This window comes from Rhodococcus sp. RCBS9, from assembly GCF_029457415.1.
Taxonomy (GTDB): Bacteria; Actinomycetota; Actinomycetes; order Mycobacteriales; family Mycobacteriaceae; genus Rhodococcus_F; species Rhodococcus_F qingshengii.
In genome coordinates, this window is the sequence record NZ_CP120422.1 from 477,182 (window position 1) to 496,015 (window position 18,834).

The window sequence follows — 18,834 nt, forward strand, 5'->3', positions numbered from 1 at the left end:
CACTCACCGAATGGACCAGCGCTTCTCAGTTGAGAACTTTCGCCGCCTCTGGGATCTACGAACACGTCGAGGCGAAGATCTTACCAATTTCTTTCCCAAGTTTGCCGAAGCCGCACAGGATCTAAAAAACCTATCAAGGTCCACAAAATACCAAATCGACCAATTTCCACTTGGGTCGAAAGAACGCGAGGCGGAACACAAACGACTCAAGAATCTAAGAAACGAAAAGTCAAACCTGAAGGAAAATACTCTCAATGAAGCATTAAAGGAAGTGTGCGTTAAAATAGATAGCAAGATAAACAATAGCGATTTCAGCCTTTCCCTTGAGCGCGGAAGCATTATCCTCGGAAAACAAACGTACCGAATTCGAATCAACGAACCCGAAAACTACTTCATTGCACGCCAGATCGAGGAAAACCTGAAGAACTCGTTTTCACTAGTTCTCCCCAACCGTCAGAATCTTGCGGAGCAAGTTCTCCTCAGCCTGGACGACAAGACAAAGAAGCTAATTGTTCGAACTGATCTCAGGAAATTCTATGAGAGCATACCTCATGAAGAATTGATTGGCCTGTTACATAATTCTCCATCACTCAGCAGAACATCCTGTCGATTTATCGATTCATTACTAGAGGAATACAGAAATTTAAGTGGTACCCAAAAAGGAATACCACGCGGCCTCGGGATTAGCTCAATGTTAGCGGAAGTCTACCTCTCTCAACTTGACAACACATTAAAGAGACATGAAGGACTTCGGCTCTACGTTAGATATGTCGACGACATAGTCATGGTCTTCAACTCCGGACATCACCACAGACCGAAGGAGGAAAGGCAGGCAAAAATTCGATCTGATATCAGAAATCTCAACCTATCAATGAATGCCTCGAAAACTCGGTACATTGAGACCTCAAAACTAGGCGGCGATATCAAGAAATTCAGTTTCCTCGGATATGAATATAGTTTGTCCGAAAATAATGCAAAGGTGGATATATCAAATTCCAGGGTCGCCAGATACAGGCGTAGGTTGGACCTTTCTTTCTCTTCCTTCAATAGCAACCCTGGCAGCGGTTCTGCAATTTCAACTCTTCATGATCGGATTAAGTTCCTGACCTCAAATACTCGACTATCAAATAACAAACGCCATGCCCTGACCGGAGTCTACTTCTCCAACAGTCTACTATCGGAAACCTCCAACAAAATAAATTCACTTGATGCAACATATCAAAAAATGCTTGAAAAAAACTCGATACCACCCGAATGGCTCGAACGAATGCGATCACTCTCCTTCGCGAACGGATTCGAATCAAAAACGTTTCATTCATTTTCCGGAAAAAAATTGAGCAAAATCGTGAAGGTTTGGAAATATGATGAGAAATCGTAGAGTTAGAGTAAAACATCGAGATTCCAGAGCAGTAATTTCAGAGATACTTCCATATGAGATTCCGGCATCATTTAGCAATCTTGGACTTTATAAGTTCCTCAATTCTGCACGCATGGAATTCGACAGCGTGAACATTAAATTCTTCTGGGTTGATGATTCAATAAAGCCTATCTTGCAAATTATATTCGGCAAACATGTTCCAATGGAACAGCTAGTGACAGAAAAAGGAATTTGGTTCTCGATCAAGAGAAAGCAACTACACGGCTCAACTGCTCCATTTCACTTCGAGATTCGACACAAAGAAACCCAGTCGAGACAACTGTCAATCGCGCATCCTCGATCGCAAATCATGATGATCGAATTTTATCGACGCTACAGGAGTTTGATACTTTACTACACCAGCCGCAGTCCGTATTCTGTTCGATATCCGAAACGAATGACACGGCACACAGTGCTTCGTGACGACCTCTTCGAAAAATCTACTGGCGAACACCTATCTATCGGCACCGGGATTGGATCCTCCGAGGTCGAGTCAGAGAACTTCGAATATGATCGGATACGGTCGTACTTCGTCTATCAAAGATATAACAATATACACAAATTTTACGAATCGGTAGAATACCGAGACAATGAAAAAAGATTCGGCCACCTGTTAAAATTAGACATAACAAAGTGCTTCGATAGCATCTATACGCATGCGATAAATTGGGCCATCCACGACAAAGAATACTCAAAAAAGGAAATGAATCCCCTGAAGGGATCTTTTGCTGGAGAATTTGACAAATTGATTCAAAATATGAACGATGGCGAAACTCACGGAATACTCATTGGGCCCGAAGTGTCAAGAATATTTGCCGAGATAATTCTCCAGACGGTAGATGTTGAAGTTGAGAAAACCCTTCAGTCAAAGGACTTACTACACCGACAAGACTATGAGATAATGCGCTACGTAGACGACTATTTTATATTCATACGAGATACGAGCATGATCGACACCATCGTCGATACAATCACCGAACATCTCCGACCTTTCAGATTTCACTTAAATATTGACAAAACACAGGTAAATACAACCCCGTTCATTTCAGATATGTCCATCGCAAAAGAAAAGATTGTTCAACTCTTGTCTCGGGAAATGGTCGTCAAGGAACATATCACTACAAATGACGGCCAAATTCAAGAACTATCATTCGAACCATGCCTACATCATGTAATCAGCGAGTACAAGACAATTCTACGACAAACCAACCTCGGCCCGTTGGAGCTAGTAAATTTCACCCTGGCCAATCTCGAAATTTCCCTCGAAAATATTATCAAGAGATTCCTTCGCTACAATTCAGAACACGCTCAGATAAATGACTCCAAAACCGAAATCAGTACGCAGTATAGAGATTCAGAAATTCACCTTTCAGCCGCATTGATGGAGTGTACCGAACTGGCCTTCTACATTTACGGAGGGTCTCCTAGGGTGGCTCCTGCAATTAAGCTCGCAAGGATTGCAACACTCTCTCGAAAATGTGCAGATTCGATCGATATCTCACGGGATAATCGCGACTCGCTTGATGACCTCATTTACCAGGAGTCGATCGTACAACTAAATCGAAATCCACTCAAGCAGAACAGCTCCATTGAAGCGCTATACTTACTCAATATTCTTGAACAACTGGACAGGCACTACAATTTGGAAGTGTCAGATTTCTGTCGATACACGGGAATAGAAATAATCAAAGGCGCCTTCATTATCCCTGATTGGTATAATGTTCTTATTGTATCGAATATTATTCGCTACATCCAAGATAATTTGAAGTACAAAGGCATTAAAGATGCTGTTGAAATTTGGGTAGTAACACGAATTGAATCCTTAAGCATTCCACAAAGGCTCATGTCAGAGCAAGTGCTCTATTCCTTAACTCTAATATCGTGCCCATACGTTTCACAAAAATGCAAGAAGAAGATTCTTGCACTCCATGGAATCGAGACCAATCGGGAAAAAATGTATGCTATGAATTTTCAGCAGCGATGGTTCCAGAACTGGAGTGACCTAGATCTCTATTCTGAACTCCTCGAGAAACGAGTTCAAGAAGTATACTAGATTTGCGCCTCGAACGGCTCTGCCACACACCAGCGCTTGGCGGTATCGAGTACCCCGTCACCAAAATCTTCGTGGTACGCAACCTCCCTACTCCAGTGGCGATAGATCGATGCATTTCCTTGAGAGTGTTTCGTTTGACGCCAGCTGAAAGTTTTCTCGCGAATAAGCACTTCAACGCTCTGTCGTTGTTCGACGCGTAGGGCAAATTCAGAAATCGATCTTGTTCCGCAGTCATTAAATGTTCACTGAATTCCTCGTCGCTGATCACTTAATGGGTTTCTCCACATCAGGATGCGCAACATGAAGGAGATCTATCAGCACTTGAACTGCGAAAACATGGTTTTGGCAGCGCCATCATAGCGGGCGAATCCGTCAACAGTACTGCTTTCACTCTGTCACCAAACGGCTAATCACCCCAACAGTTGAAGGATGGATCGACCTCGGCAGTCCAATTCCAAAAGATCCGACAGGGATCATATTCGTCGCTGTTGAGCTCGACACCGATCAACGTTGGCCTCCACACTTCAAGTGAAGGATTTGTGTCCACTTTCTGCTCGGCTCTACCGGAACGCACTCCCCTTCGAGGTCAGCGCTTTCACCCTCTCAACTGTCCAGACTGCGAGCACATCGACCTTCCGTTTACGGCCGGTCTCCTTGTGCGTGTCGATCTCCTGCTCCGCGATGATGTCCTTGATCCCGTCTGCATCGAGGGCTGAAAGACGCTCCAGCAGCGCTGCTTCCCCATCGACCTTGAAGACATCGAACGGGTCGAAAGCCCCCGGCTCCCGCTTCACCTTCGGTACAGCAGCACGACGACGCGGCGCCGGCGCAGAAGCAGGTACCACAACGGCGGATCCATCCGACGGAACTGCGAAAGCGCTTTCGATTGCCTTCGCGAAGCGCGGGGTACGGGCAGCTTCCTCTGCAACTACCTGAACCAGTTTGGCCAGCAACACCGATGCCGAGGCATTGGTTGCTCCCAACTTGAGGAGCGCTGCACCGGTTTCCTGCACCTGCACGCGACGACGCGCCTCATCGATACCCGCACTCATAGCTTCGCCTGCGCTTCCGTGAGAATGTTCTGCGTAATTGCACGCATCTGATCGAACTGACCTGCATTGCCGTACTTCACCTTCAAAGTGCTATACGGGTGAAACTCCGCCGACGCGGCAATCTGATTCGACTCCGCGAGATACTCCGGCAATACGTGAGGGACGTTGGGATCGCGTCGAAGATTTCGCACAGTCGTGCGGTGCACCGCCGAGTTGGACTTGTACTTGGTGATCACCAACCCGAGTTCGAAGAGTTCACGGCCGAGTTCTTTGCCGAACTTCGCGATGTGCGTCTGGATCTGCGGAATGCCGTACGTGGAGAGCACATCCGGGATCGTGGGGATCACGTAGCCGTCAGCCATGGCCAATCCGTTGAGTGTGATCGGCCCGAGATTCGGCGGGCAATCGATCAGAACGTAGTCGTAGTACGGCATCACCGGGGCGACGGCATCCCTCAACAATTCAACCGGCTTGGTGGAGTTCCGATCAGCAACCCGAAGGGCACTGATCTCCTCCTGTAGCTCGATCAAATCGAGAGATGAGGGAAGCAAATCCACACCCGTCACTCGCTTGACCGGAGAAACTCCGCGCTGAATCGAGGCTTCAAGATCGAAGTTCGACGTGCCATCGACGGCGTCGCGGAAAATGGTTGCGCTGGTCAGCCCTTGCTTGTTGAGTTCGAGCCAGTGATCCTCACTGATCATCATCGTCGTCAGATTGATCTGCGCATCGAGGTCGATCAACAGCACGCGCTGACCGAATTCGAGCGACATGAACTCGGCCAACCCCGCGGTGATCGTCGTCTTACCGACGCCGCCCTTGAGGTTGATCGTCGCAATCGTCTTAGCCATCAGAACCCATTCCTGTCTCCCACCACAACACACCTAGTTCGCATCGACGATCGCCCCTGTCCCTGACTGCTTCACCCGAAAACCGATTCGCCCCAACGGCTCCGCCGCGTGCGGAAGCGCGTACGAGAACAACGTCGCAAAATCGCGCGAGTCCACGGGACCAGCCTGTGCCCGTTTCAACTGACGAGGAGCCGGATCGTTCGCCAATACCAGAATCAATGCACCGCGAGTCTTCCGATGAAGTGCACCCGCAAGCGGTCCACCGTTCTTCTTCGGGCTGCCCGCAATGTGCTCGATCGCATCGCGCTCACGGACGGCCGTACCGGTGAAACCTGTTCGGTACTCGCGTTCCTGACGCTTGCGATTGACGATCGGAAGTTTCTCGTGCCAACCCTTGATCTCGATCGGCTCCCGGGTCTTGGGGTACGGCAGCAGAACTGCGAAGTCTTCGAGCAATCCGGATTCGATTGCGGTCGAGAGCGCTTCGCGGTGGGGACCGAAATCCCACCCGTTCGCCCACTCGAACTGGTCGACGGCCTCTAACACCACATGGGCAGGGACAATGCCGTATCGCGCAGTGAACGATCGCGAAACATCATCCTTGTCAACGAAATTGAAGGACCCTGTTTCGCCCAACGACTTCAATAATGGTGCAACCGCGTCGAAGTGCCGAGCGTTGATCGAACCGTCACCTCGCGGGGGCTGCATCGTGAAGCTGAAACTTTCACCGCCCATGCCTCGATAAACCAGATCGGCGTTGAACATCTTGTTTCGAGCCGTTGGCCTCAGCCACGGCAGCTGCTGAAACACCATCGGCGGCACATCGCGTGGAGTGACCCACGGTTCGCCCTTCTCGTTCACGCCGCTGAACCGAGTGAGCTCGTTCCGGAACTCCTGCTCGTCCCGAACGATCGCCTCGAACGCCTTGTACATGTCGTAGTCCGCGCCGGCGGGTCCGCCAACCGTGCGGCCGATGAACAGGCGCACCAAGTCTCGGTACCCGGGGCGGAATCCGAACCATCGTCCCATCTGCATCAATGTGTCAGCTTGGCCCGTTCGACGCGTGTAATAAGTGATGGTCAGGCCCTCGACCGTGAAGCCGCGACTCAGCTTCGTGCCGCCGACCAGAATCTTCCACACGCCGCGTTCCTGGAAATCGAGGGAATCCTGTTTGTAGTCCTTCTCGGCCGCACCGTTGACCACGATAACGGGGCTGGTTCCCTCGGAAATCTTGTCGTAGGCAGCGCCGATGTGTTCCTCCAACTCGGCAAACGAACCAGGATTCTCCAGTTCACTGCCCCGAGCCGCACTCACCACCGCAAAGTCTTCGGCCCAGAGCTTGTCCAGCCGGGAAAGACTCTTGGCCTGGCTGTATCCGGCCGATTTCCACAAGGCCTTGAAGTCGTCGGCTACGGCGTCATGCTCGGCCTGCTTCACCGATTCGTGCACCAGCATCGTGTGGTGCCGATACGGCTTGGCGCCCTTCGATTCCCGGAATAGCTTGATCGCCCCGGTCAGGACAAACGAGTCGAGCGCTCGCAACTGCTCGGCTGAGCGATCCTCGTCGCACTCGGCCCGGAGATCCCGTACGTACGCTTTCTGGTTCGAATTGGCCGGAGTCTTGTCGTCGTCTTCGAGATCGTCTAGATCGTGGAAGTCCGCACCACCCATGTACGGGCCGGGCCGCTCGAGACTGACGATGAAGTCCGAAGGAAAGACGTTGACGCTGTCTTCCGGATCGACAAACACATTGGCAAAAGGTGTTGCGGTGTAACCGATGTACTGGGCACGCTCGAGTAGACCGAGGATCTCAGCAATCTGACCGTTGATCGCCGTCCGCTCGACCTGCTCGGTTTTCATCTTCTTCGGATCGATCGTGTTCACCGATGCCTGATCGGCTTCGTCGTCGATGATCAGGGCAGGAATCTGATCGAGTTCGGTCGGCACTTTCTTCAGATCGGCCACCAGCTTCTTGAGGCTGGAGACGTTCTTCTTCACGACCGCGATGCGAATATTGCTGGGGTACAGATTCTTCGGATCATTCAGCGGAAGGGAGTGATCCACGGTTTCGAAGTGCAGTGCGCTCAGGCCCGCGAGCAGGCTCTTGTAGTCAAAGGTCGAGGTGGTGAGTCGACGGATAGCCGGGATTTCATTGGTCTTGTTCGGATCGATTTCGTGTTCGAGAAAGTTCCCGTCCCGCCAGTCCTCGTCGTTGGCGTAGTCGTCGTCCACACCGGCACTGATGTTTTGACGACCGACCAATTCCATGTCGAGGCGTCGCTGAGTCTGGCTCCGGAGAATCTCGATCGTGCCGGTCAACACGATGACCAAGCGGTACCCAGCGTCGATCGCCTTGGCCACCACGCCGCTGAAATTCGCCGTCTTCCCGCTCTGGACGTAGCCGACCACCAAACCTTTGGACTGATACGGCTCGGGCCGCGTCGGATCCGCAAGCCGGTGCACAACCTCAGTGGTTGCAATGTCCAGCTTTCCGATTGTCGCCTCGTCCCAGTTCTTGTCGGCTAGAACTCGCTTGTAAGCGCGCCAATAGAAGTCGTGCTCGCGGCGGCGTTCGGAGGTGTACCAGGGGTCCCACGGCTGCTGAGCCGCAATGACAACGGGCCCACCTTCGCGAGGGAAGTGCGCATCCATCTCGGCGTGGGCGTCGACCGGCAATCCCAACAAGTCGTAGATCCGAGCCCGCCGTTCCGGACTTTGCGGAACAGTCGAGCCTACCCACGTCTCGACACTTTCCGCATCCCACTGCCGTAGACGCGAGGTGAGCGCCGTTCGTACACCGACAGCACTCTCATCGAGGAACACATCGATGATGTCCGCGATGGTCAGGCCATCCGGATAGCTCGCTCGCAGGCGCGCGTTGACCGGGTAGAGCACGTTCTCGGGCGGAAACCCGTCACCGAGTTCACGCGCAACCGCACGGAATACTTCATCACTCACTGCACTACCTGCTCCCGGTGCGCTGCCACTGCGGAAATCAACACTTCCTGCCACGCCTGCATCTTTTCCCTCTGACGAGCGCCGATTCTCGTTCCTTCGAACATCTCACTCACCAACAGGAAGACAAGCGTCTTGAGCACCGGAGCATCAGCCGGGTCGAGACTGCGACGTCCGAGCAGATCACGCCGAAAACGCGCATTGATCCACAAAGTCCGAGTCTTGAGGTCGACTTCGAAGAACTGATCACGCGCCAAGGCTCGCCAACCCACCGCAACAGGATCATCACCGACGCTGAATTCGAAGGCGTCGCTGAAGGAATCGAGCACGTCTTCCGGAAAGCCGGATGCCGGCTCGATGACGCTGATCGGCCGAGGTGCAGAACTTCGGGCTGCCCGCACGACGCGCTCGGCATCGGTCAGATACGAACGGAATCCACCGTTGCCATCCGTGAAGACGGCCCCGTCGACGGCAGCCGACGCAGTGGCGTCGAGCGTCACCCCCGATTTCTCGGGATTGATGGTGATGTGCTGCAGCAGAGAATCGTTCAGATCGACAGCAATTCGTGCCAATCCGTAGTCCGGTCGGCCCCGCACTATCGCGTTCCAGCCGCCGATCTGCAGGAGTCGATCGTGCCGATAGAAGTAGAGCCCCTGCTGGTCGCGGCCGGGGGCGCCGTGGATGCGAAATTCCGGTGCATTGCTCCGGGCGGGCCACAGGTGAGCTTCGGCGGTTACTGTGGCACCGGCGATCGACACGGTAAGTGTCCGAGGGTAGTTGGGGTCGCCGGTGCGCGGATACCGGAACGGGTCGATGGCACTGACTGTGCGCAGCGCGCCGGCGCGTCCCGCTTCGACGTCGAAGACATCCACAGTCAGAGCGATCCGGCCGGATTCGATGAGACGGTGAAATACGACGCCGAGGTGACTGCGCACGTCGTTGATGGTCTGTTCGAGCCAGCTGGTCTGCTCGTCCGCGTGCGCGGACATGAGAAATGTTGTGATGCCGCGCCATTCGACAACAGTTCCGGTGTCGAAGGGAAAGCGGGGCGTGACTGCGTCGAAGAATTCTTCGGCTTGCCGGCCCTCGATCACCGAAACTGACTGACGCCCCTGCACTGAGGCCGAGTCGATCTCGCGGCCCTGCGTCGGGTGCCCGGACTTTCGAGACCACACTCGGAGCAACCGAGCCTGACTCAACGACGCCGCCTTCATCCCTACACCGAAATGACCCAGGTCCCCGGCGGCATAGTCGCGTCGGCGGCCGTAGGTCATCGCGGAATCAATGGTGTCACTGTCCATGCCGGAGCCGTTGTCGATCACCATCATCGACACGATCCGTGTGCCGTCCTGAACGAACCTGATCAGCACGTGGGAGGCCTCGGCGTCGAGGCTGTTGTCGATCAGATCGGCGAGCGCTGTCGCGATGGTGTGGTGCAAGCCGATGGCGCCGGCGAGGGACTCGTCCGCAGCAAGGATCTTGGTGCCCACTATGTGGGTGTCCGCGACGTCAGTCATGGGATGCATCCTTACCCTCTACCTCGTCGATTTCGGATGCTTCGCCGCGCCTCCATGCCGCCTCCAGGAAGTCCAAAACCACGTCTTCACCACGATCTTCGTACGCGCGCAGCATCTTTCGTGGACGGTCTTCGCCGTCCAGACACACGGCTTCGGCGAGAATCCGCACCACATGTCTCTCGGCAGTTCGCAATGGCTCGCGATTGCCAACCTCTGCAAGTGCCTGACGTAGTGGGTCGATGTCAGAGTGAACGATCGCCGGTCGGACCACGCGGAAGGTTCCGTCTTGCCACAGCTCGAGCAACACGTCTTCGCCCTCCACAGCGGAGAGTTCACGCAGGAATCGGCGGATAGTGCCGAACGTCGGCTGCGCTCCGGTCCACCGAACTGCTTGAACGCCGAGGTGGCTCTCCAACTCGATGGTCTCACCCCGCACACAGCCGGCAGCGACTGCAACACCGGCGGGTACAGCAAATCCGGAGCCCCGCAGATGATCTGCGGTCACAGTCAGTCGATACCGCCACGTACTACCTGACCGGTACAGGCGGCGAGTCAACTCTGGCGTCTTCGCAGTGTTGCGTGTCCGCTTGCGCCGGACTATCCCGTCACCACCAATGTTGAACTCACTGGCTTCTTCAGCCTCTCCCGAAGAAACCGGTTCCTCCCCAACGGAATCCGCGCTTCCCCAGGCGTGCAGCCGCCACACTGCGCCGTCGAGCGCCACGCGATCGTCGGCCTCGAGCGCGCGCTCGATCGACCGCTCACTGCGATCGGACTTCAGCAAGTCCACTAGCTCGACGACGGACTTCGGCGATCCGACGGCTTCGAGCGCGCCGACTGCCAGATCGGAGATCCGACGCGCACGCGTCAGCGCAGACTCCGCCACAACGACAACGCCGCACCACGCAAGCCACTTCTCCAGTTCGCCGCGTGACATCGACACCACTTCGGCGACGTCGTCGAGTGCAACCACACCGTTCGGGGACTCAAAGTCCTCGAGCAAGGTCTGAGTCCGTTTCTTGGCCTCCGCGACGCCCGGAGCGGCAGCCCAACCGTCAGTCACCTCGAAGTAGTCGTCGAGACGGTCCAGAACCAACCACAGCGGAACTCCGTAACCAGGCACCTCCGCCGCGATGCTCGGATGCACGTCGAGGAGGCGATCAAGCGAAGCTACCGGCTGAATCTCGACCCGCAGGCTGGCAAGCAGGTTCCCCACCGCCGTCCCGAATCCGCACGCCGCGTTGAGTTTGGCTTTCACGTCGGCCTCGATCTGCCCGACCCGCCCCGAGCCCACACCGAGCTTGGCTCCGATCGCTCCCCTGCGCTGCGGAACTCGCGCCACGATCCGCTCACGCAACACCAACGACTCCCGCTCATCCAGCTGCGAGAAGAGATTGTCGATCTCGTCCATCGCGTCAGTACTGTCCGTGTCGGGCAAGTCGTTCGGCGTCAGAGCCGAGATCCGGGCGGCAACTTCCTGAATCGAGGCCGGAGATTCATCGTCGATCTCGACGGTGACGAGTGGTCTGCTGTCCTGGCCTCGGACCCGTCGCCACATTGCCAGCTGAGCGAGATCGTCGAGCAGCGCTGTGATCGCGGGTGGGGCAACTGATTCCTCAGCGGTCTCGACGCGGGCGAGCGGAGTCGTCATGACCGCACAGACCAACAGGTTGAGCACTATGTCGTGCACCGTCTGTTCGCTCGTTCCGCGCACGCCGAAGATCTCAGCGGTCGTATGCGTCAGTAGACCGCCGATTGCTTTGTCGGTGGTGAGCCGTGACAACGCCGTCACTGCGCGAGTATCGAGACTCAACACCTCCAGCGGGAGATCTTCACCAAGGAGCGGAAAGCTCTCTTGTAATACCGCTGCCGCGTGGTGAGCGATGTAGAGGGACGCCAGCTCGGAGAGAACCTTCTCGAGATCGACCTCGAGAACAGTGAACGACGGCGCTTCGCTGAACCACCAATCAGGCGACGGGGCCAGCGGCTCGAGCAGCGCAGCACGATCGGATACGTAGTCGTCCAGCCAAGGAAACAGATCGACCCACAGCGTCTGACTCAGCTCGTTCGCGGGAAGCGAGTTCACACCCAACGTCAACGCACTACTCCCACTCACGGATACCTTCATTGCAGTCAAAACCGACCGCGATGTCGGTAACAAGTTACTGCAGCTTGTGAGCGGTCGCAGCGCCGGACCTGCTTACCCGACAGTCAGACTTTCTCCGCTCAGTCGACGGCGGTGAAACCCTTCGCCCGATCTTTGTCGACCGACGTCCACAGCGTCGTCGACAGTTCGGCCTTCACCAGCGGGATGACCTCCTCGGCAAAGCGGCGCAGAGTGTCCTTCTGCTGCTCGAAGTCGAGCACGTGATTGACCGACACCGATTGGAAATCGTGGCCGTAGCTCTGGTGGTAATCGAGGATCTTCTCGGCGACTCGCTCCGAAGACCCGACCAACGCCGGCCCGCGGTCGACGGCTTCCTCGATCGTCCGGAAGCTCGTCGACTTTCCGACCGCTTTGGGGTCGTGCTTGCGTTTGTCAGCTTGTGCAACGGCGCCCTCGTAGATCGGACGGAACTCTTCGATGGCCTGCTCGGTCGTGTCGGCGAGGAACAATCCGCCCGAACCCGAACCGACATACGCCTTGGCCGGGTCATGTCCGTACGCCAGGTACTGCTCGCGGTAGTGGTCGATCAGCACTTTGTAGTTCTCACGAGGCTGGAAGGCGTTGGCGGTGACGATGGGGTCGCCCCACTTCGCCGCGAGTTCGACGGCCTCGAACGAGGTAGCCGATCCATGCCAGATACGGAACGGGCCGTCATACGGACGCGGTAGCGTCGTCGCGTCCTCGAGCGATGGTCTGTGAGTCCCCACCCACTTGACGTTTTCCTCGCTGATCAGCAGTTTGAGGAGTTCGTAGTTCTCGGTGAGGTATTCGTACTGCTTGGCGATGTCCAACCCGAGGAGCGGGTACTGAAGGACCTCGTTGCCCTTGCCGATCACGATCTCGAGGCGTCCCCGGCTGAGTTGATCGATGGTTCCGAAATCTTCGGCGACTCGGATCGGATCGAGTAGCGAAAGGACCGTGACACCTGTCGACAGCAGGATTCTGTCCGTGGCCTGCGCAATCGCCCCCAAAACGACGGTTGGCGCCGACGAAAGAACCGGCCCGGCGTGGCGCTCACCCACCGAGAACGAATCGATACCCAGTTCTTCGGCGAGAACCGCGAGTTCGACGACGCGGTTGAGCCGATCGGACGGGGCAACTTCCTCGCCGGTCACTGGATGGGGTGGGTTGAAAATGATGTCCAGAACCTGAAAACGCATGACCCGTCTTTCTCGATAACCACACAGCACGCCTGTCCCTCGGAGGCTAGTGCGCGACTGCTCGACGGATCCGCCATCCGAGGATGTTCCCAACGCAATGACGTCGCGAAACACGCTACTCAGCAACATCTTTCGACTCAATGAGACCATTCGGTCGATAAAACTCTCACCGATCCGAAGTCGACCGAAAACATGCCGAACTCCCGCCAGGCAGGACCTGTGTCACTGACCAATCAAGCGCACGGTAAACATGAAGTACTAAGAGTGCGTTCCCTTATCGTTATGAGGTACTTGTTATGAACGGTGCGGCGGCCATCGGTGATGGCATATTCCAGATTCCTGTCCCGATCACGGACAACCCGCTCGGGCACACGCTCGTCTACGCCATGGAATCCCCCGGCGGACTGATCTTGGTCGACGCCGGATGGGGCGACGACAACGGCTGGCAGGGCCTCAACGCGGGGCTCGCCGAGATCGGGCATTCGGTGACCGACATCGAGGGCGTCGTGGTCACGCACTTCCATCCGGACCACACCGGACTGTGCGGACGGGTCCGCGAGGCATCCGGCGCCTGGATCGCCATGCACGAGGACGACCACTACCTGTTCGATCAGATGGCCACTGCGCGTAACGAGGAGTGGATGGCGTACCAGCTCGACAACATGGAACGTGCCGGAGCGCCCGCAGCTGACCGTGATGCCTTCCGACTGGCTGCCGCGGGTGAGTCTCCGGTGGGCCCCGAGTCCGCTCCCGACCGCCTTCTCGCCGACGACGAGATCATCGCGCTCACCGGCCGCGGCCTCCGCGTTGTCTACACCCCCGGCCACACGCCTGGTCACGTCTGCTTCTACCTCGACGACGCCGACGTCATGTTCACCGGCGACCACGTCCTGCAGAAGACGACACCACACGTCGGCAACTTCGTGTACCCACTCGACGAGCGAGACGCCCTCGCCGACTTCCTCGACTCGCTCGCACGGGTGCAGAACATGAACATCACCCGCGGTCTCGGCGCTCACGGCATTCCGATCGACGACGTCGGTGGCCGCGCCGGCGAGTTGATCGAGCATCACCAGGAGCGACTCGATCATCTGCTGCAAGAGTTCGCCGACGACAAGCTCACCGTGTGGGACGTCGCGGCAAAGATGAAGTGGTACAAGCCGTGGGCCGAGATCTCCCCGATGGGAAAGACGATGGCGTTGTCCGAAGGTGCAGCTCACCTTCGCCATCTGGTTGCCCGAGAGCAGGTCTCTCAGGTTCCCGGCTCCGAGCCCGCGCTCTTCGCTCGCTCCATCTGAAAGATCAGGGCCGACAAGCACTCCGCTCGTCGGCCCTGATCTCTATTCCGCTTCGGCCTGATCGACTATTCGGGTCGACGCCGATCGCGGCACCACCACCACCGGAACCGGTGAGTACCGCACGATCTTCGCCGCCCGACTGCCGAGGAACACCCGCGCCAGTGGACCTGCCTTGCTCGAGCCGACAGTCAGAACGTCACCTCGGTCCCACTCGACGCCCGCGAGCGCCTCGGCCCAGTTACGACCATGGCTGATAACCGATTCCATGACGTCGGGTATTTCGGGCAGTGCACGCACGCGCTCGAAGGCAGCGTTGGTCTCGCGCTCGACCACCTCGGCCCACTCAGAGATGATCGGTGAATCCCCCTCGGTCCCGAGCGTGGTCGTGTACTGCGCGTTTGCGCGAACTGCAAACGCCGCCAGTCTGAGTCCGGCATCGACACGCGCAGCCACGGTCGCGGCGGCGAGCACCAGATCGTCTTGATCGGGTGTGCCCGAGTATGCGGCGGTGACGCGGCGAACCACCTCACCGGGCTTGGTTCGAAATCCCCTCGGCGCCAGGGCGACCGGAACGTCGGAGCTGTGCAGCAAGCGTGAGGTGACACTGCCGAGAGCCACGTGACCGAACACCCCGGCCGTAGACGAATCCAGGACGATCATCTTGGCTTCGTGCTCGTGAACGAGATCGAGCAGGCCACTCGACGCCGACTGAGCCTCATGCACGACATAGGTTACGTCGACGTCGGAGGGCATGTCTGCCCGCGCTTTCGCCAGTGCCGCTTCGGCTTCGGCTCGCAATTGCTGGTGGTATTCGGCGTCGACACGCGCCATCCCGGGCGGTGGCGGCGAGGGAATCACCGCGCAGATCACCAGCGGTTCACCGGACGAACGCGCCAACAGCGTTGCCAGATGGACGGTTCCGGAGCTGTCACCGTCGGGTGCGTATCCCGCGAGCAACGTCATGACTCGGACTCCGATCCCAGTTCGGCGCGGTTCTTCGCCCCGAGGCGCGAGTGCTTCATACCGTAGGCGAAGTACCAGATGATCGCGACGGTCACCCAGACGAGGAATACGTAGATCGTGACGGTTCGGAGGTCCTTGATGATCCACAGGCAGCCCAGGATCGAGAGGATCGGCGTCACCGGATAGCCGGGAACTTTGAAGCTGCGCGGCAGGTCCGGGTCACTGCGCCGCAGGATGATGACCCCGACCGAGACCACGAGGAAGGCCACCAGAGTTCCGATGCTGGTCATTTCGGCGAGGAAGTTGATCGGAATGAAACCGGCCAGAATGCTGATGACGACGCAGACGATGATGGTGTTGGGCACCGGCGTCAGAGTCCGCGGGTTCACCTTGTGGAAGATCGACGGAATCATGCCGTCGCGTGACATCGCGAACAGGATCCGGGTCTGACCGTAGATGACCACGAGCGTGACGCTGCAGATCGAGATCACCGCACCGGCGGCCAGAAGTGTTCCCGGCCAGGTAGATCCGGTCACCTGTTCGAGGATGGCGGACAGCCCGGCTTCCTGACCTTCGAACGATGCGGAATCCTGTGCACCGATCGCCACGGCGACAACGGCGATGTAGATCGCGGTGACAGACACGAGCGCAATGAGGATCGCGAGAGGGAGATTGCGACGAGGGTTCTTCACTTCTTCGCCGGCGGTGGACACGGCGTCGAGGCCGATGTACGAGAAGAAGATGATTCCGGCGGCGGACATGACGCCACTGAATCCGAACGGTGCGAAGTCGGCGAAGTGATTGCTGTTCCATCCGGCGATGCCGACCACGATGAAGAGCAGCAGAATTGCGAGTTTGATCGAGACCATGATGGCGTTGGCCTTGGCCGATTCACTGGCGCCGCGGATGAGCAGAACACCGCACAGGCACACCAGGATCACTGCGGGCAGATTGATGATGCCGCCCTGCTCCGGCGCTTGTGACAACGCGTCGGGGATCTGGAACCCGAAGAGGTTGCCCAGTAGCTGGTTCAAATATTGCGACCATCCGACGGACACCGCCGCGGCCGAGACTCCGTACTCGAGAAGCAGACACGCGCCGACGGCCATGGCCGGAAGCTCTCCGAGCGTCGCGTAAGCGTAGGAATACGACGAGCCCGACGCCGGGACAGCTCCGGCCAACTCCGCGTAACAAATCGCTGTGAGTCCCGCGACGACACCGGCAACAACGAAGGAGATGATGACTGCCGGACCCGCAACCGGGACTGCCTGCGAGAGGACGAAGAAGATACCGGTGCCGATCGTGGCGCCGATGCCGAACATGGACAACTGCGCCAAACCGATACTTCGGGTCAGCTCGCCGCCGTTGGTATCTGCGCCGGTCTCCTGGTCTATCTGCAAAGCCGGCTTGCGCCGAAGTACGTGTTTGACGAGAGTAGCCATCGACGCTCCTCTAGAGTGCCTGGTAGGAAACTGTTGTATCCTCATACTGCACGTAAGTGTCCTGCGACACAACAGTTGGAGCAAAGTTGCCCAGCTCACGCCAACCGTCCGGTCTGGAATGCCCGGATCGTGAACCGCCTTCGGAGAAAACGGGGAGATCATGACCGGACCGACCATCACCGTCGACCTGCGTCGTATCGAACAGAATGCGCGCGTCCTCGTCGAAGCGTCCAATGCCAAGGGTATTGCGGTGGCGGGCGTCAGCAAATCTACATGTGGCTCCCCCAAGGTGGCGCGAGCAATGGTCCGCGGCGGCGTCGCACAGATCGCCGACTCCCGCCTGGACAACCTGGCCCGCATCCGCCGCGACGGCATCACCGTTCCCCTGATGCTGATCCGCGCACCGTCGTTGAACGAGATCGACGACACGATCCGCTACGCGGACATCAGCCTCAACTCGGAGTTGACGACGATTGTTGCTCTGGGCAGAGCAGCACGGGCGCGAGGAGTAATCCACGACATCGTGCTGATGATCGACCTCGGAGATCTCCGCGAAGGGATCCTGCCGGCGGAGGCGTTGGATGTAGTCGCCGAAATCCTTCCCATCGAGGGCATCAGACTGATCGGAATCGGCGCGAATCTCGCGTGCGTCGGCGGCATCCAGCCAACCGTCGACAACCTGTCGAATCTGGTCTACATTGCCGACGAAATCACGAAGCGGTTCTCGATCGAACTGCCGATCGTTTCCGGCGGCAATACGTTCTCTCTGCCACTCCTCGAGACCGGAACGATGCCCGAGGGGATCAACCATCTGCGTTTGGGTGCCAGCATCGTTCTGGCCGAATCACCGACTCCCCCAGGACTGTACGAACTGCTGAACAACGACGCCTTCACTCTCACCGCGGACATCATCGAGGCCAAGATCAAGCCGTCGCGGCCGTATGGAGTGTCAGGGGAAGACGCGTTCGGCCGACGCCCCGTCTTCGACAACGAGGACAAGCCGAGCCGACGCCTGATCTTGTCCATCGGCCGCGAAGACATCTCGCCGGAAGGATTGACCCCAATCGATCCGCGCCTGAAGGTGATCAGCGCCAGTAGCGATCACCTCCTCGTCGACGCCGGAGAAACAGGCGACGAATACCGACTGGGTGGGACGGTCGACTTCACGATCGACTACGGCGCGCTCTTGATGGCGATGACATCGCCCTACGTCGAAAAGCGCTATGTCCTGGGCACTGAACCGATTGATGCCAATGCGACAGTCGAATTGATCGACCTCGAAACTACCGGCCTGGCAAGCCATCTCCTCGATCACGGTCTACGTGAGGACATGTCCGGAATCGGTTTCGACTGCGTTCAAGGAGAGAATGCCGCTGCGGATCTCACAACGCTGCCGCTGTGGCTCACTGCCGAAGCCTGGCAGAACACCAGAATTCCGATCGCCACCGAACCTGGAACCGATTTGGGTGCAATCATTTTCGCTTCACACGGTGACATCGAGCAATTGCTGTCGTCGGCGGCGGATCTGCACGGCCCCAGTTTGGAGAACACCGTCTTGGTGGGCGTCAAGAACGCCACGGTCGATCACAAGCGCGCACTCGACGAGTACGGGGTATTGCTGGTGACGATCGACGAGATCGATCGCCATGGCATGGCGGCCTTGATGCCTCGCGTTCTCGCCGCGGCGGGACAGGGTGTGAACGGCGTCCACGTCCACTTCGACATGGACATCATCGACGGGCGTGTTCTCGGCGTCGACGACACGACACATCTGGGCGGCCTCACATTCCGAGAAGCGCACCTCGCCGCCGAATTCATCAGCGAGACCGGCCTGACGAGATCGATTTCGATCGGCAGCGTTGCGGGAGCGGATTCCGATCCTCTCGGCCGTCAGGCGACCTTCGTCGACGGACTGGTTGCATCGCTGCTCGGGCGCAAGGTGGTCAAAGCCTGACGTTG

General features: G+C 57.3%; 12 protein-coding genes. 4 read left to right on the forward strand and 8 right to left on the reverse strand.

Annotated features, from left to right (window positions below):
• Window positions 1-10: 10 nt before the first annotated feature.
• Together drt3a and drt3b are read left to right on the forward strand one after the other, a co-directional pair.
• The gene (gene drt3a / locus P0M12_RS02285; RefSeq protein WP_277377413.1) at window positions 11-1,378 is read left to right on the forward strand and encodes an antiviral reverse transcriptase Drt3a; all 1,368 of its coding nucleotides are present in this window, start codon (window positions 11-13) and stop codon (window positions 1,376-1,378) included.
• On the forward strand, window positions 1,362-3,470 hold the full coding sequence (gene drt3b, locus P0M12_RS02290; RefSeq protein ID WP_277377414.1) for an antiviral reverse transcriptase Drt3b: 2,109 nt from the start codon (window positions 1,362-1,364) through the stop codon (window positions 3,468-3,470). The genes drt3a and drt3b overlap by 17 nt, the downstream gene beginning before the upstream one ends.
• A 560-nt stretch (window positions 3,471-4,030) precedes the next feature.
• Here drt3b and P0M12_RS02295 read toward each other — a convergent pair.
• From P0M12_RS02295 to P0M12_RS02320, 6 genes are all read right to left on the reverse strand, one after another.
• On the reverse strand, window positions 4,031-4,522 hold the full coding sequence (locus P0M12_RS02295) for a hypothetical protein (RefSeq protein WP_042447940.1): 492 nt from the start codon (window positions 4,520-4,522) through the stop codon (window positions 4,031-4,033).
• Window positions 4,519-5,373 carry a ParA family protein gene (locus P0M12_RS02300; RefSeq protein ID WP_003940667.1) on the reverse strand — a complete coding sequence of 285 codons (855 nt, stop codon included), beginning with the start codon at window positions 5,371-5,373 and terminating at the stop codon, window positions 4,519-4,521. The genes P0M12_RS02295 and P0M12_RS02300 overlap by 4 nt, the downstream gene beginning before the upstream one ends.
• A 33-nt stretch (window positions 5,374-5,406) precedes the next feature.
• Window positions 5,407-8,331 carry a Z1 domain-containing protein gene (locus tag P0M12_RS02305; RefSeq protein ID WP_277377415.1) on the reverse strand — a complete coding sequence of 975 codons (2,925 nt, stop codon included), beginning with the start codon at window positions 8,329-8,331 and terminating at the stop codon, window positions 5,407-5,409.
• On the reverse strand, window positions 8,328-9,845 hold the full coding sequence (locus P0M12_RS02310) for an ATP-binding protein (RefSeq protein ID WP_277377416.1): 1,518 nt from the start codon (window positions 9,843-9,845) through the stop codon (window positions 8,328-8,330). Before P0M12_RS02310 ends, P0M12_RS02305 begins: the two co-directional genes overlap by 4 nt.
• Complete coding sequence (locus P0M12_RS02315; protein WP_231915213.1) at window positions 9,838-11,961, reverse strand: hypothetical protein; 2,124 nt, start codon at window positions 11,959-11,961, stop codon at window positions 9,838-9,840. Before P0M12_RS02315 ends, P0M12_RS02310 begins: the two co-directional genes overlap by 8 nt.
• 110 nt (window positions 11,962-12,071) lie before the next feature.
• Window positions 12,072-13,172, reverse strand: a complete 1,101-nt coding sequence (locus P0M12_RS02320; protein WP_064074709.1) for an LLM class flavin-dependent oxidoreductase — start codon at window positions 13,170-13,172, stop codon at window positions 12,072-12,074.
• Window positions 13,173-13,468: 296 nt separating this feature from the next.
• Between P0M12_RS02320 and P0M12_RS02325 the strand changes: the two genes are divergently transcribed.
• Window positions 13,469-14,470 carry an MBL fold metallo-hydrolase gene (locus P0M12_RS02325; protein WP_029255764.1) on the forward strand — a complete coding sequence of 334 codons (1,002 nt, stop codon included), beginning with the start codon at window positions 13,469-13,471 and terminating at the stop codon, window positions 14,468-14,470.
• 42 nt (window positions 14,471-14,512) lie between these two features.
• Here the strand turns inward: P0M12_RS02325 and P0M12_RS02330 are convergent, their stop codons facing one another.
• Window positions 14,513-15,433: a universal stress protein gene (locus tag P0M12_RS02330; protein ID WP_064074708.1), complete on the reverse strand. Its 921-nt coding sequence runs from the start codon at window positions 15,431-15,433 to the stop codon at window positions 14,513-14,515.
• Window positions 15,430-16,875, reverse strand: a complete 1,446-nt coding sequence (locus P0M12_RS02335) for an amino acid permease (protein ID WP_007729264.1) — start codon at window positions 16,873-16,875, stop codon at window positions 15,430-15,432. The genes P0M12_RS02330 and P0M12_RS02335 overlap by 4 nt, the downstream gene beginning before the upstream one ends.
• 160 nt (window positions 16,876-17,035) lie before the next feature.
• Between P0M12_RS02335 and P0M12_RS02340 the strand changes: the two genes are divergently transcribed.
• Complete coding sequence (locus tag P0M12_RS02340) at window positions 17,036-18,829, forward strand: alanine racemase (RefSeq protein ID WP_209909261.1); 1,794 nt, start codon at window positions 17,036-17,038, stop codon at window positions 18,827-18,829.
• Window positions 18,830-18,834 lie beyond the last annotated feature (5 nt).